This is a genomic window from Rudaea sp. 3F27F6 (genome assembly GCF_005503555.1).
In the GTDB taxonomy this organism is placed as follows: domain Bacteria; phylum Pseudomonadota; class Gammaproteobacteria; order Xanthomonadales; family Rhodanobacteraceae; genus Rudaea.
The window spans coordinates 216,512-231,002 of record NZ_SCNG01000001.1; the positions used below are offsets into that span (position 1 = coordinate 216,512).

Sequence of the window (14,491 nt, forward strand, 5' to 3'; positions counted from 1 at the left end):
AACGGTCGTGCTAAAGCCGCACGGGCCGGTCAGGCAGTTCGTTCGCCGTCGGCCTGCCGTCGGCTGGGAAATGACGCGCGAGGATGGCGCTGACCTCCGCAACCGCGGCGATCGCGCCCGGCTCGAATTCGCCGGCCTGGAAGCGCTCGCGCAGGCGCGCGCAGACCGCAATCCATTCGGATTCGGCGACGCGTTCGCCAATGCCGCGGTCGGCGACGATCTCGATCGCGCGGTCGGCGACGAGGACATAGATCAATACGCCCGAGTTGTGCTCGGTGTCCCAGACGCGCAGATGCGCGAACACCTCGTGCGCGCGTTCGCGCGCACCACGCCCGCGCAGCAATTCACCGGGCGACAAGGCGCCTTCGATGGCGAAGCAGACTTGGCCGCGATGTGTCGCCTCGCCCGTCGCGATCGCTTTCTGGATCGCGTCGAGCGCGCTGTCCGGAAAGCGCCGCCGCGCCGCACCTTCTGCGGCAAGATGCCTGGCGATGCGTGCGATGCCCATCGTCACCAGCTCCCCGAGGCGCCGCCGCCTCCGAACGAACCGCCGCCGCCGCTGAAACCGCCGCCCCCGCCTCCACCGAAGCCGCCGCCGCCAAAACCGCCTCCGCCGCCGGGAAAGCCGCCCCAGCCGCCGCGATTGGCGAAGCCGCCGCCTCCGCCGCCGAGCAGGCCGAGAACGAGACCGACGACGCCGAGGCCGACAGCCAGCGGCACGACGCCGGAAAGCAGCCACGCCGCACCGGCGCCGACGATGCCGGTAAGGCCGGCGCGCGGCGGTGCGGACAGGCCGCCGAACAGCGAGCGCGCGAACAGGATCGCGAAGACGGCGAAGATGACCGCGTTGAACGGATCGCTACCGCCCGAGACGCGCTCATCGGTCAGCGGTGGCGGCAGAGGTTCGCCCTGGATCAGTTTGCCGAGCACGTCGGTCGCGTCGTGGATGCCGCCGTAATAGTCACCGGTGCGGAATTTTGGCGTGACGTATTCGCGGATGATGCGTGCCGCGGCCGCATCGGGAATCGCGCCTTCGAGGCCGCGGCCGACTTCGATGCGCACGCGGCGGTCGTTCTTCGCGACGATCAGGATGGCGCCGTCGTCGGTGCCCTTGCGCCCAAGCTTCCACGCGTCGCCGACGCGGATGCCGAACTGCGCGATGTCCTCGGGCTGGGTGGTCGGCACGATCAACACGCCGAGCTGCGAACCCTTGGATTTTTCCAGCGAGGTCAGGTCGCTTTCGAGCTGCTGTTGCTGCTGCGCATCGAGCGTGCCGGTCAGATCGGTGACGTGCGTCTTGAGCGGCGGAATCGGTTGTGGATCGCCCTCGGCGGCTAGTACCGGCACCGCGGGAGCGAGTATGAGCAGGAGAAGCGAAAAGCAAATTTTCAGCCACGCATCACACGGACGCACACGGATCGAGCACTGAAGCGAAAAGACACGAAAAAAATCCGTGTTCATCCGTGTAATCCGTGGCCGAATGCTTTTGCTTTGCGTCTACGTCAATGCGCGGGCTGGGCGGGCGGCTGCGCCGGCTGGGCGGCTGGCTTGCCGAAGTCCACCGTCGGCGCGGTCGAGATCGCCTTTTCGTTTTCGACGGTGAAGTTGGCCTTGGGCTTGTAGCCGAACATCATCGCGGTGATGTTCTGCGGGAAGCTGCGCGCGAAGGTGTTGTAGTCTTGAATCGTCGAAATATAGCGGTTGCGCGCGACAGCGATGCGATTCTCCGTGCCTTCGAGCTGCGCCTGCAGATTCTGAAACAGGCCGTCGGCCTTGAGCGTCGGATAGTTCTCCGACACCGCCATGAGGCGCGACAGCGCACTCGACAGCTCACCCTGCGCCTGCTGGAACGCCTTCACCTTGGCTTCGTCGGTCAGATCGTCGGCGTTGATCGTGATCTTGCCGACGCTGGCGCGCGCATTGGTCACGGCTTCGAGCGTCGATTGCTCGTGTTCGGCGTAGCCCTTCACCGTATTGACCAGGTTCGGCACCAGATCGGCGCGGCGCTGGTATTGGTTGATCACTTCGGACCAGGCGGCCTTGACCGCTTCGTCCTTGGACTGGAATCCGTTGTAGCCGCAGCCGCCGAGCAGGAACGCGGCGATCAGGATCAGCGCGATGCGTTGCAGATGCATGGTCTTACCCCTCCGATGGACGATGACCGGGGCATCATACCGAATGCGCGCATCCGCTGCGCGCGCAATGCCCGGCTAGGCGGCCGGCTTCTGCTTCTTCGCCGCCCAGAGATTGAGCACCTCGACGATCGCCGAGAACGCCATCGAGCCGTAGATGTAGCCGCGCGGGATGTGCAGGTCGAAGCATTCGCCGACGAGGACGACGCCGATCAGCACGATGAAGGCCAGCGCAAGCATTCGGATCGCCGGATTGTTGTCGATGAACTCGCCGACCGGATTCGAGGCGAACAGCATGACCGCGACCGCCAGGATGATCGCCGCGACCATGACCGGGATGCTGCGCACCATGCCGACCGCGGTGATCACCGAATCGATCGAGAACACGATGTCGATGACCGCGATCTGCGCGATGACCCAGGAGAAGCTCGCCGCTGCCGCCGCGCCGGCGGTGACCTCCGCGTGTTTGCCGCGGATCGAGTCGGCAATCTCCATGATGCCCTTGACGATCAGGAAGGCACCGCCGCCGCCGAGAATGAGGTCGCGCACCGAGATGACTTTGCCGAACAGGCTGAACAACGGCATGTGCTTGTCGTCGAGACGCGCAAAGTAGGCGAGCGTCACCAGTAGGCCGATACGTGTGAGGCAGGCGAAGGCGAGGCCGAGCTTGCGTGCCAGCGCACGCTGTTCGGCGGGCAGGCGACTTACTGCGATCGAAATGAAAACGAGGTTGTCGACGCCGAGCACGATTTCCAGCGTGCTGAGGGTGAGCAGAGCGATCCAGAGTTCAGCGTCCAATCTCTTCTAGCCTCGTCGAAAAACGGGGTGCACGGTCTTTACGTCGTAGCGTGCTGCCAAAGTATCAACCCCCAGCACAACACCACGTTGAGCATCAGCAGGAACACCGCCGCCGAACCCATGTCCTTGGCGCGGCCCGCCAACTCATGGAACTCGGGCGTCGTTTTGTCGACCACGGCCTCGATGGCGGAGTTCAATATCTCCGCGGCAAGGACGAGCATCAGGCAACCGACCAGCATCGCCTTCTCAACCGCGCCGCGCCCGAGCCAGAGTCCGAGCGGAATCAGCACCATGCTGAGATAGACCTCGAGGCGAAACGACGCCTCGAACGTCCAACTCGCGCGCAGACCCTTGAGCGACCAGATCAGCGCTTTGTAAATCTGCTTGGGGCCACGCGGCTCCGTGCTAGGCATCGTCCTCTCCCCTGTCGTAAATCGGCGCCGCTTCAAACTCCAGCCGACGCCGCGATACCGCCGGGAGCGGACGTTTCGGCCGCGATTTGCGCGGCTGCGATACGACCGGGCTGCGACAGCTCGAAGATCAGCATGGGGTGATGCGGAAGTGTTTAACCGATGTGACGTATGATGCCATAAGGTGATCGACGGCGCCTTTGCCGACAGCGACATTGCAGCATAAAACCCGCTCCGCGCGATCAATCTTCCACATCGTCACACCAAACTATTTCTACGCACCCGACCTGATTCTTATGCTCGAATTTCTCCGTATCGTCCTGCTCGGCATCATCGAAGGCATCACCGAATTCCTGCCGATCTCCTCGACCGGCCATCTGCTCGTCGCCGAACGCTGGCTCGGTGAGCGTTCGGAAACCTTCAACGTCGTCATCCAGGCCGGCGCAATCCTCGCCGTCGTGCTGATCTACCGCCAGCGCCTCTGGCAGCTCGCAACGAATTTTCATAAACCCGAGAATCGCGACTACGCCTCGAAGCTCATCGTCGCCTTCCTGATCACGGGCGCGCTCGGCTTTGCGATGACGAAACTCGGCTTCAAGCTCAAGGACGACGTCACTCCGATCGCCTGGGCCTTCATCATCGGCGGTTTCTGGATGCTCGCCGCCGAGCACTTCGCCGCAAAACTGCGCGACTCGGCAACGATCACCTGGAAAGTCGCCATCCTCGTCGGCCTGGCCCAAGTCGTCGCGGCGATCTTCCCCGGCACCTCGCGCTCGGCCGCGACGATCTTCATCGCCATGCTCGCCGGAACCAGCAACCGTCCTGCGGCGACCGAATTCGCCTTCCTCGTCGGTATCCCGACGATGTTCGCCGCGTCGGCCTATGAGCTGCTCAAGGCGACGAAAGCCGGCGGGGGCCATGAAGACTGGGGCGCGCTCACACTCGGTTTCGTCGTCTCGATGGTTGTGGCCTTCGCCGCGGTGAAGTGGCTGCTCGGCTTTATCCGCACGCACAAATTCACGCCGTTTGCGCTGTATCGCATCGTGCTTGGTGTGGCTTTGTTGTTGTTGATGCCTGCCGGGGGTTAGGGTGCGATTCGTCGCGTCTGACTTTTGCTTCTTCTTTAGCTCGTCATTCCCGCGCGCTCTTGGCGGGAATCCAGTGACTTTGCTTTTGTTTTTGTTGGGTTAAGAGCAAAGGCTTCCACTCGCCCTGCGGGCGAGCGGGTAACTTTCTTTGTTTGTGCAAAGAAAGTCCCCAAAGAAACACACCCCAGAACATTGCGCCCTACGCGCATCCTGCGCTCCGGGTCCGCGTCAGCGGCCGGGTTCCGCTAATTGCACATCCCTGTGCAATAGCGGAATCGGCGCGATCCATCGCGCCGACCCCGCGGGCCTTATCGTCCGCTGCCGCCGCAATGTAATGGGGACCCGGAGAAGCCGGAGCAGCGCGCTTCGTGCGCACCCAAGCAACGGCCATCTTCGTAGCCGGCGGCTTTTGATTTGTCTTTTGATCTTGGGTCCCCGTCAGCCGCGGCGAGGGCATGACGGATAAGCCTGAAAGGTCGCGCGCAGGATGCGCGCGAGTTCGCGAATGGACACGGATGTCCATCGAGCGAACCCCGGCATGACCTCGCGAACCCGGAGCGCGCAGCGCGAAGGGCGCGGCTCCCGGGGCGGCGTTTCTTTGGTTACTTTCTTGTCGCTGGAGACAAGAAAGTGACCCACTCGCCCGTAGGGCGAGTGGAAGCCTTGCTCTCAACCAATCACAAAAACAAAGTCGCTGGATCCCCGCCAAAAGCACGCGGGGATGACGAGCAAGGGCAAGAGCTGGATGACCAGCCCTGCGGCTGTTGAAAGCCCTGCTTCCGCAGGAATGACAAGCAAAAAACAGGGCGCGCGCAACGCAAACCTCCGACAGCCGCGACTAGCGGTAGATAACACAATCAGGAGGCGGGAAAGCCGCGCTTCCCTGCGCGGCCAAGCAGAACCCTCAAATCAACTGGCGTAACGCGCCTCGCGCACCACCTCGCGATGATGGTTCTGCAGTTTTTCCTTGTGCTTCTTCACCTGGCGATCGAGCTTGTCGGCAAGGCCGTCGATCGCGGCGTAGAGGTCGGCGCCGGTGGCGTCGGCGTGGATGGTTTTGGCGGCGGCGCAGTGGACGGTCGCCTCGGCCTTGTGGAAGAGCTTTTCGACGGAAAGGACTACGTTGGCGTCGTGCAGATGCTCAAAATGGCGGACGATGCGGCCGAGCTTGGTTTCGGCGTAATCGCGCAGGGCGGGGGTGACGATGATTTGATGCCCACTGACGGTAATCTGCATGACGAAGTCCTCTAGATGTTGGAATTCATAATGCCCGCCCGACTAAGGCGGACAGAATTTCTGACCTGTGCCTTTGTCGTTGGTTCCGCGTCCTCCTCAAACTCGTGCCGTTACGATTTCCATCATAGTGCAGAGGCAGCCAAACACAACCGTCCGCGTTCAGAAGAAGAAGGAATATTCATACCTTCGCGGTATTTGGCCACGGTACGCCGCGCGACCTCGATGCCGCGCTTGTTCAGCTCGGTGGCCAAAGCCTGGTCGGAAAGCGGCTTGCGCGGCGCTTCCTCGTCGATCAGCTTCTTGATCATTGCCTGAATCGCTGTCGAGGACGCCGCGCCACCGTCGACCGTGCCGACGCCGGAGGAAAAGAAGAACTTGAACTCGAACGTGCCGCGCGGCGTGTGCAAGTACTTGCGCGTGGTCATGCGCGAGACCGTGGATTCGTGCATGCCGATCTCGTCGGCGATGTCGCGCAGCACGAGCGGGCGCATCGCCTCGGGACCGAAGTCGAGGAACGCGCTCTGCGCCCGCACGATCGCGTTGGCCACCTTCAGCATCGTGTCCGCACGCGTGGCGAGGCTCTTGATCAGCCAGCGCGCTTCCTGCAGTTGTCCGCGCAGGTACTGCGCATCCTCGCGCTGCGCGCGCGCGATCAGGCCGGAGTAATGGCGGTTGATCGACAGGCGCGGCTGGCAGTGCGGACTCAGGCTGACGACCCAGCGCCCGTTCTGCCGGCGCGCATAGGCGTCGGGTGCGACGAATTCCGGCACGGTCGCGCTGTACTGCGCGCCGGGCTTCGGGTCAAGCGAGCGGATCAGGGCGATTGCCGCGTCGATTTCCGCGGCGTCCGCCTGCAGTTGCTTGGCCAGGCGCGCGCGATCGTTGCGTGCGAGCGTTTCCAGATGGCTGCCGACGATCGCGCGCGCGGCCTTCCAGCCCTGCAGTTGCGGATCGAACGTGTCGAGCTGCACGTGCAGGCATTCGCTCAGATTGCGGCTGGCGACACCGATCGGGTCGAAATGCTGGATGCGCCGGCGCATCGCCTCGACTTCCGCCACGGATACCGCATGGCCGTTGATCGCGGGCAGGCCGGTCAGCGAAGCGCACAGTGAGTCGGCGTCCTCGTGCAGATAGCCGTCCTCGTCGATCGCCTCGACGATCGCGGTGCCGATCGCGCGGTCGCGCAGCGAGAGCGAAGTAAGGTTGAGCTGCCAGAGCAGATGGTCGCGCAGGTCCTCGGGCTCGGGGTCCTGCTTCTCGAGGCCGTCCTCGTCGACCGGCTTGGGATTGCCGTAATCGCTGCCGTCGTCCTCGAAATCGCCGGCCAGCTCGAAGTCGTCGACCTCATGCGCTTCCTCTTCGGCGGCGGTCTCGGCGGTTTCGACGCGCTCGGCCTCGGCCTCGGGCGCTTCGTACTCGTCCGCGACGACGGCGTCATCGTCGTTGCCGGCCTCGCTGAGTTCGAGCAACGGGTTGGACTCGAGCACTTGACGAAGCTCGATTTCGAGTTCGACGCTCGACATTTGCAGCAGCTTGATCGCCTGCTGCAATTGTGGCGTCAGCGAAAGCTGCTGATGCAGGCGGAGTTGTAACGCGGGCTTCACGGCGACGACGAAACCATCCAGGGCAACGGTCAATTCAGCATAGCGCCAAATCGGGGGCTGGAGTCAATGCGCGATCACAGTTTCGCAACGAACTTGTACGCTGCATGAAGCCCGACATCGGCTGCGTGCGTGCAGTAGTTGCGAATCGGATCAGACCAGCGGCAGGACGATTTGCACTTCGAGACCGCCACCCGCCACGTTGCTGGCGCGGATGTGGCCGCCCTGGCGCTCGACCGCGCGCTTGGCGATCGCCAGGCCGAGGCCCGAACCGCCGCTCTTGCGCGCACGCGCATCGTCGGTGCGGTAGTACGGCTCGAAGATGTGCACGAGGTCGCCGTCGGGCACGCCCGCGCCGGCGTCGACGACGCGCAGCCGCGCCTCGCGCTCGAAGCGCTCCAGACGAATGCGTATGGTCGAATCGGCGCGCGTGTAGTTGACCGCGTTGCGCACGACGTTCTCGATCGCGCTCGCGAGCAGGTCGGCTTCGGCCTGCACCGTCATCGAGCCCGAGGATTCGTACTCGAGCGCGCAGTTACGTGCCTGCGCCTCGAAGGCCGCGTCGGCGGCGATGTCGGCGACGAGCACGTCGAGCGCAACCGCTTCGGTTCTCGCCTGTTTGGTCGTTTCCATGCGCGAGAGCTGGATCGACTGCGCGATCATCTCTTCGAGCCGTTCGGACTCGCGCTCGATGCGGTCGAGCTGCAGGCGCACATCGCCGGCCGGCACTTGGCCGCGCGCGAGTTCGAGGGCGACATGCTGGCGCGCGAGCGGCGAACGCATCTCGTGCGAGATGTCGCGGATCAGACGGCGCTGGCCCTCGACGAGTTCCTTGAGGCGCGCGGCCATGCCGTCGAACTCGCTCGCGAGCGCAAGCATCTCCGCGCTGCGGCCGAAGCGCAGCGGTCCGACGCGCGCGTCGAGGTCGCCGCTGGCGACCCGCGTGGCGCTGAGGCGGATGCGCGACAGCGGCGCGGCAATGTAAGCAGCAAGGATCAGGGCGAAGATCGCGCTGATCACGCTGGCGATAAGCACCTGGTCCCAGAAGTACGTCGGGCGCCGGTACAGCATGCGCAGCATCGGATGGGTCAGATAGGCGGCAACGGCGGTATAGCGCGCGCCGCCCGGCAGGACGATGGTGCGGATACGGCTGCGATTCGAATGCAGGCCCTGTTCGTCGGCGACCGCGTTGGCCGCCTCGGCGGCGATGTCCTCGCGGACTTCGTTGCCGAGCAGGTCCTTGTTGTCCGCGTCGAGCACGTAGAGGGTGATGCCGCGCTCGTTCGCTCCGCGCTGCACCTCGCGCAGCGCGTCGACGCCGCCCGCATGCAGGGCGCGACTCGCGCCGCGCAGTTGCTCGTTGAGCACCGACTCCATGCGCGTGATGTCGAGACCGGGAATCTTCTCGTTCTCGAACGTGTACGAGGTACTCCAGGCGATCGCGACGATAAGGAAGAGCGTGGCCGCCCAGAACAGGGCGAAGACACGCCAGAATAGACGCCGCACTCAGCGATCTCCCACAAAGAATTCGAAAGCACTTCGCCTGCGAACCCGGTGTCCGGTCCGCCCCCGATTCGGCCGATAGACCGCGCCGCCTGCTTCCCCAGGGAACGGCGTGCACGACCGTACTGACGCAACCGGTCCGCCGCCGCCCCTGACGCCGGTCACTACTCCTCCACGACGCGGAACAAATACCCGCCGCGCTGGATCGTGTGGATCAGCGAATCGCCGTCCGAGGCCGGACCGAGCTTACGACGCAGCTTGGAAATGTGCACGTCAATGCTGCGGTCGAACGGGCGCAGGGTGCGGCCGAGCACGGTCTGCGCGATCGCATCCTTGCCGACCACATGGCCTGCCTCGCGCATCAGCAGCGCAAGGATATTGAATTCCGTGCCGGTCAGCGCGACCGACTCGCCGCGCACGCTGACGGTGCGCGCCGCAGCGGCCAGTTTGACCGGGCCGAGAATGATGTCGCCGAGATGCGCCCCGTCGGCTTCGCCGCGCGTGCGGCGCAGGATCGCGCGCAGGCGTGCGGCGATTTCGCGCGGATTGCAGGGCTTGGGCACGTAGTCGTCGGCGCCGAGTTCGAGGCCGAGGATGCGGTCGATGTCTTCGCCGAGCGCGGTCAGCATCAGTACCGGTAACTGCGAGGTGCGGCGCAGCTCGCGCAAGACGTCGATGCCGGATTTCTGCGGCAGCATGACGTCAAGGATCATCGCATCGTAGCCTTCGTCGGCGAGCCGCTTCAGTGCGGTGTTGCCGTCCTCGGCAACGTCGACGGCAAAGCCCTCGCGCACGAGGAAATCGCTCAACAATTGGCTCAGTTCTTCGTCGTCGTCTGCAAGCAGAATTTTCGCATCGCTCATAGAGCCGCACTATACCGCGCCAACGCGCGCTGTCACGCGGAGCGTGACGAATTTTGCAAACACTTACATCTGTTTACCGGGCTCGTTGCGCGCCTCGTTTGCGTCGCGGCGCGGACGGCGCCGACCGCCCCGCGCGCAGGCGCGGGGCGAAACTGGCAAAATGGCGTTTCATCACGCCCGCCTGGACGCCATGGAACGCCTCACCGCCCGCGAATTGTTCGACAAGATTTCCGAGCGCCTCGCCCTGCGCTGGATCGCGGGCGAAGCCGGCGAAAAGCGCGCGCTCGCCCCGGCGGAAAAACAGGCGCGGCGCCCTTCGCTTGCCGGCTACCTGAACATCATCTACCCGAATAAGATCCAGATCATCGGCACCGAGGAACTGAACTGGCTCAACAGCCTCGACATGCGCGAGCGCTGGGAGGCGGTCGAGCGCATCATCGCCTTCCAGCCGACCGCCCTGATCGTGACCAAGGATCAGGACGTCCCCGGCGACGTGCTGACCGCGGCGAACGAGAGCAATACGCCGATCTGGCTGAGCCCCAAGCGCGGCCACGAGCTGCTGACCTACCTGCAATACCATCTCGCGCGGCTGCTCGCGCGCCGCGTGACCCTGCATGGCGTGCTGCTCGAGGTCTACTCGATCGGCGTGCTGATCACCGGCGAGTCGGGCTCGGGCAAAAGCGAACTCGCGCTCGAACTGATCACGCGGGGCCACCGCCTGGTCGCCGACGACGCGCCGGAATTCACCCAGATCGCGCCGGACGTGATCGACGGCTCCTGCCCGGAAATCCTCCAGGACCTGCTCGAAGTGCGCGGCCTCGGCATCCTCAACGTGCGCGAGATGTTCGGCCAGACCTCGGTCAAACCGTCGAAATATCTGCGCCTCATCATCCACCTTGCGACCTCGAAGCGCCTCGACAACGACGACAGCGGCCTCGAGCGCATCTACGGCGACAACAGCTATCGCGAGATTCTCGACACCAAGGTGCCGCAGACTACGATTCCCGTCGCCGCCGGCCGCAACCTTGCCGTGCTCGTCGAAGCCGCGGTGCGCAATCACATGCTCAAGACCAAGGGCATCGATCCGGCGCAGACCTTCCTCGACCGGCAGGCGCACCAGATGTTGCGACAGTCGCCTTGGTGATCGGCCTCTGCGGCCCCATTTTCAAAGCAAAGCGGATGGAACCGATGAGCGATGCCACAATGAAAATAGCGCGAATAGGCATCAGTCCGCGCCGATCCGATCCCGCCTCCGACATGAACCCGCTCTTCCGCCCTCGATACCCCGCACCTCTGTGATGAACAACGGCGAGAAAAACGAAAAACAGCACGGAAACGCGTCGCGTCTCGTCGTCATCAGCGGCATGTCGGGCGCGGGCAAGACCATCGCCCTGCGTGCGCTCGAAGACCTCGACTACTACTGCGTCGACAATCTGCCCGCGGCGCTGATGCCGGCCTTCGTCGCCGCGGCCACGGTTGGCGGCCCGGGGCTGCATCCGCGCCTCGCCGTCGGCATCGACGTGCGCAACCGCAGCGAAGACCTGCAGCGCGTGCCGGCGATTCTTTCCGAACTCGCGCGCCAGGGCATCGAGTGCGAGCTGATCTTCCTCGATGCGCGCGACGACGTGCTGTTCAAGCGCTATTCCGATACGCGCCGCCGCCACCCGCTGACCGGCGACGGCCTCTCGCTCAGCGACGCGATCGCGCTCGAACGCAAGCGCCTCAAGCCGGTCTCGGTGATCGCCAATCGCGTGATCGACACCAGCGATCTCAACGTGCACCAGTTGCGCCGCCTGATGGCGACCGAACTCGGCATGGTCGGCGGCGAGCTGTCCCTGCTGTTCGAGTCGTTCGCCTACAAGCGCGGCGTGCCGGCCGACGCGGACTTCGTCTTCGATGCGCGCTGCCTGCCGAACCCGCATTGGGACGCGCGCGTGCGCCCGCTCTCCGGCCGCGATGCGGCCGTGCGCGAATGGCTCGAAACCAAGCCGGAAGTCGGCGAATATCTGCGCGAGGTGTCGGGCTTCCTCGATACCTGGCTGCCGCGCTTCGAGGCCGACAACCGCTCCTACGTGACGATCTGCCTCGGCTGCACCGGCGGCCGCCACCGCTCGGTCTATCTCGCCGAAAAACTCGCCGAGCACTTCCGTGAGACGCGCGAGCAGGTGCTCACTTTCCATCGGGAATTGGAATGAAGAGCGGGGATTGGGGAGTGGGGATTCGGGATTCGGAGCAGCGTCGTAATCGACGCTCTTCTCCGTTCGCCCGAGGCCGTGCCTTCCCGCAAGTCCCCTTGTACCGATTCCCGAATCCCTACTCCCCTACCCCGGCCTCATCATGACTGTCGGCGTTCTTCTTCTCACCCACGAAAGCATGGGCGACGCGCTGATCGAAACTTCGCGCCACCTGCTCGGCCGCATCAGCCTCAAGGTCGATGCGCTCGCGATCCCGCCCGGCGCGGACATCGACTTCGCCATGGAGGCGACCGCTTCGCGCATCCGCGCGCTCGACGCGGGCGACGGCGTGCTCGTCCTGACCGACGTATTCGGCGCCACGCCGAGCAACGTGCTCGACCGCATCGCGCCGACCGGGGTGTCGACGAAACGCGTTTCCGGCCTCAATCTGCCGATGCTGTTGCGCGTGCTAAATTACCCCGAGCAGTCGCTTGCCGAACTGGCGCAGACCGCCGAACAGGGTGGCCGCGCGGGGATCAAGATCGATTGAAACCGGGGTTGGAGATTCGCGAAAGCGGCCCCATCCCGAATCCCGAATCCCGAATCCCGAATCCCGAATCCCGAATCCCGAATCGATGATCGAACGCGAAGTCACCATCAGCAACAAGCTCGGCCTGCATGCGCGCGCCTCGGCCAAGCTCGTGCAACTGCTGCAAGGCTACAAATCCAATGCGTTTCTGATTTTCAAAGGCCGCGAGGTGAACGCGAAAAGCATCATGGGCGTGATGATGCTCGCCGCCGGCGTCGGCAATCCGATCATCCTGCGCACCGACGGCGCGGACGAGGAAGCGGCGATGACCGCGATGGCCGACCTCTTCGCGCGTAAATTCGACGAGGGCGCGTGAGCGGGCGCCTCGTCCTCAACGGAACCACCGCCGCCAAGGGCGTGGCGCTCGGCCGCGCGCGCCTCGTCCAGCCCAGCCAGATCAGCGTCGACGAGCGCCCGCTGCCGGCCGAAGAAGTCGAAGCCGAAGTCGCCAAACTCGCCTCCGCGCTCGTTGCCGCGCGCTCCGAACTCGCCGCGCTGCGCGACAAACTGCACGGCGCGCTCTCGCACGAAGTCGGCGAGTTCATCGACGCGCACAGCATGATCCTCGACGATCCCGAACTCGTCGACGGCCTCTACGACCTGATTCGCACCGGCCGCCTGCGCGCGAGCGCGGCGCTCAAGGTACAGCGCGACCGCCTCGTCGCCGCGTTCGATGCCATCGACGATCCTTACCTGCGTAGCCGGCGCGAGGACGTCGATCACGTGATCGGCCGCGTGCAGGGCGAGCTGACGCGCGACAAGACACCGGCCGAACGCCAGATCGCCGCGCGCGTCGGCACGATCCTGGTCAGCGATACCGTTGCCCCGGCCGAACTCGCGCAGATGCGCGAGACCGGCGTGCTCGCCTTGGTCACGACCGGCGGCAGCCCGCTTTCACACAGCGCGATTCTCGCCCGCTCGATGCGCATGCCGATGCTGGTCGGCGTGCACGATGCGCTCAAGGAAATCTCCGACGACGACCTGATCCTCGTCGACGGCCGCAGCGGCCACGTCGTTGTCCATCCGACCGCGCAGGATCTCGCCGTCTACCGCAATTACCAGCGCGAGCAGGCACGCAGCCTCGACGAACTGTCGCGCCTGCGCGGCGCGCGCACGCAGACGCGCGACGAAGTCGAGATCCGCCTCCACGCCAATGCCGAACAGCCTGCCGACATCGCCCAGGCGCATGCGATGGGCGTCAGCGGCGTCGGCCTCTACCGCACCGAATTCCTGTTCCTGCAGCGCGGCGACGCACCGGGCGAGGAGGAGCAGTTCCACGCCTATCGCGAACTCGTGCTCGGCATGGGCGGCCTGCCGGTCACCATCCGCACGCTCGATCTCGGCGCGGACAAGGCCGACAGTTCCGGCATCGCCCTGACCGACGAAGACAATCCTGCGCTCGGCGTGCGCGGCGTGCGTCTGTCGATGCGGCGCCCGCATCTATTCGCGACGCAGCTGCGCGCGATCCTGCGCGCGAGCCGCTACGGGCCGGTACGCATCCTCGTGCCGATGGTGACCGCGGCTGAGGAAGTCGTCGCCGCGCGCGCGCTCGCCGCGCAATGCGCGCGCGAGCTGCGCACCGAAGGCCACGAGATCGCCGACCAGTACGAGTTCGGCGCGATGATCGAAGTGCCGGCCGCGGCGATCGCGCTGTCCTCGCTGATCCGCCACCTCGACTTCATCTCGATCGGCACCAACGATCTGACCCAGTACATTCTCGCCGCGGACCGCGGCAACGAGGCGCTCGGGGTGCTCCACGACCCGCTGCATCCGGCCGTGCTCAAACTGCTCGCGCAGATCATCGCCACCGCCCAGCGCGCGAAGAAGACGGCGACGCTTTGCGGCGAGATGGCCGGCGATACGCGCTATACGGCCTTGCTGCTGGCGCTCGGTCTTACCGATTTTTCCATGCATCCTTCGTCCCTGCTCGAAGTCCGCCACGCGATCGCCAACAGCGACCACAAGGCGCTGCGTACGGCGTCGAAAACGCTCTTGCGCGCGCAGTCGCGTGCCGGCATCGAGCGCGCGCTAGCCCAACTGCGCGGGGATTGAAATCGCCCGGCGGCCCTGTGTCATCATTGCCGGCCTCTCCTCCGC

Annotated in this window: 15 protein-coding genes; 6 read left to right on the forward strand and 9 right to left on the reverse strand. The window is 65.0% G+C overall.

Annotated elements, in window-relative coordinates; genetic code table 11:
* Positions 1–10: 10 nt before the first annotated feature.
* The 5 genes from FFS30_RS00965 to FFS30_RS00985 all read right to left on the reverse strand — a co-directional run bounded on the left by FFS30_RS00965 (position 11) and on the right by FFS30_RS00985 (position 3,343).
* The gene (locus FFS30_RS00965) at positions 11–508 is read right to left on the reverse strand and encodes a TPM domain-containing protein (RefSeq protein WP_137911241.1); all 498 of its coding nucleotides are present in this window, start codon (positions 506–508) and stop codon (positions 11–13) included.
* 2 nt (positions 509–510) lie between these two features.
* Complete coding sequence (locus FFS30_RS00970) at positions 511–1,347, reverse strand: YgcG family protein (RefSeq protein ID WP_249352108.1); 837 nt, start codon at positions 1,345–1,347, stop codon at positions 511–513.
* 155 nt (positions 1,348–1,502) lie between these two features.
* On the reverse strand, positions 1,503–2,135 hold the full coding sequence (locus tag FFS30_RS00975) for a LemA family protein (RefSeq protein WP_137911243.1): 633 nt from the start codon (positions 2,133–2,135) through the stop codon (positions 1,503–1,505).
* A 75-nt stretch (positions 2,136–2,210) separates the two neighbouring features.
* Entirely contained in the window at positions 2,211–2,930 is a 720-nt protein-coding gene (locus tag FFS30_RS00980; RefSeq protein WP_137911244.1) for a TerC family protein, read from the reverse strand.
* Positions 2,931–2,968: 38 nt separating this feature from the next.
* The gene (locus FFS30_RS00985; RefSeq protein WP_137911245.1) at positions 2,969–3,343 is read right to left on the reverse strand and encodes a diacylglycerol kinase; all 375 of its coding nucleotides are present in this window, start codon (positions 3,341–3,343) and stop codon (positions 2,969–2,971) included.
* Between the two features lie 293 nt (positions 3,344–3,636).
* On the opposite strand from FFS30_RS00985, the gene FFS30_RS00990 reads away from it, so the two are divergent.
* A complete protein-coding gene (locus FFS30_RS00990; RefSeq protein ID WP_137911246.1) occupies positions 3,637–4,428 on the forward strand; it encodes an undecaprenyl-diphosphate phosphatase in 792 nt (263 codons plus the stop codon).
* 909 nt (positions 4,429–5,337) lie between these two features.
* Here the strand turns inward: FFS30_RS00990 and raiA are convergent.
* The 4 genes from raiA to FFS30_RS01010 all read right to left on the reverse strand — a co-directional run bounded on the left by raiA (position 5,338) and on the right by FFS30_RS01010 (position 9,631).
* On the reverse strand, positions 5,338–5,664 hold the full coding sequence (gene raiA, locus FFS30_RS00995) for a ribosome-associated translation inhibitor RaiA (RefSeq protein ID WP_137911247.1): 327 nt from the start codon (positions 5,662–5,664) through the stop codon (positions 5,338–5,340).
* A gap of 122 nt (positions 5,665–5,786) precedes the next feature.
* Complete coding sequence (locus FFS30_RS01000) at positions 5,787–7,268, reverse strand: RNA polymerase factor sigma-54 (RefSeq protein WP_137912537.1); 1,482 nt, start codon at positions 7,266–7,268, stop codon at positions 5,787–5,789.
* A gap of 150 nt (positions 7,269–7,418) precedes the next feature.
* On the reverse strand, positions 7,419–8,771 hold the full coding sequence (locus tag FFS30_RS01005) for an ATP-binding protein (protein ID WP_137911248.1): 1,353 nt from the start codon (positions 8,769–8,771) through the stop codon (positions 7,419–7,421).
* A gap of 161 nt (positions 8,772–8,932) precedes the next feature.
* Positions 8,933–9,631, reverse strand: a complete 699-nt coding sequence (locus FFS30_RS01010) for a response regulator transcription factor (RefSeq protein ID WP_137911249.1) — start codon at positions 9,629–9,631, stop codon at positions 8,933–8,935.
* A 190-nt stretch (positions 9,632–9,821) separates the two neighbouring features.
* On the opposite strand from FFS30_RS01010, the gene hprK reads away from it, so the two are divergent.
* The 5 genes from hprK to ptsP all read left to right on the forward strand — a co-directional run bounded on the left by hprK (position 9,822) and on the right by ptsP (position 14,446).
* A complete protein-coding gene (hprK, locus tag FFS30_RS01015) occupies positions 9,822–10,775 on the forward strand; it encodes an HPr(Ser) kinase/phosphatase (RefSeq protein ID WP_137911250.1) in 954 nt (317 codons plus the stop codon).
* Positions 10,776–10,929: 154 nt separating this feature from the next.
* Positions 10,930–11,826 (forward strand): RNase adapter RapZ, encoded by an 897-nt coding sequence (gene rapZ / locus FFS30_RS01020; RefSeq protein ID WP_137911251.1) that lies wholly within the window; start codon positions 10,930–10,932, stop codon positions 11,824–11,826.
* Between the two features lie 142 nt (positions 11,827–11,968).
* On the forward strand, positions 11,969–12,355 hold the full coding sequence (locus tag FFS30_RS01025) for a PTS fructose IIA subunit family protein (protein WP_137911252.1): 387 nt from the start codon (positions 11,969–11,971) through the stop codon (positions 12,353–12,355).
* An 85-nt stretch (positions 12,356–12,440) separates the two neighbouring features.
* Entirely contained in the window at positions 12,441–12,710 is a 270-nt protein-coding gene (locus FFS30_RS01030; protein ID WP_137911253.1) for an HPr family phosphocarrier protein, read from the forward strand.
* A complete protein-coding gene (gene ptsP / locus FFS30_RS01035; RefSeq protein ID WP_137911254.1) occupies positions 12,707–14,446 on the forward strand; it encodes a phosphoenolpyruvate--protein phosphotransferase in 1,740 nt (579 codons plus the stop codon). Before FFS30_RS01030 ends, ptsP begins: the two co-directional genes overlap by 4 nt.
* The last annotated feature ends 45 nt before the right edge of the window (positions 14,447–14,491 follow it).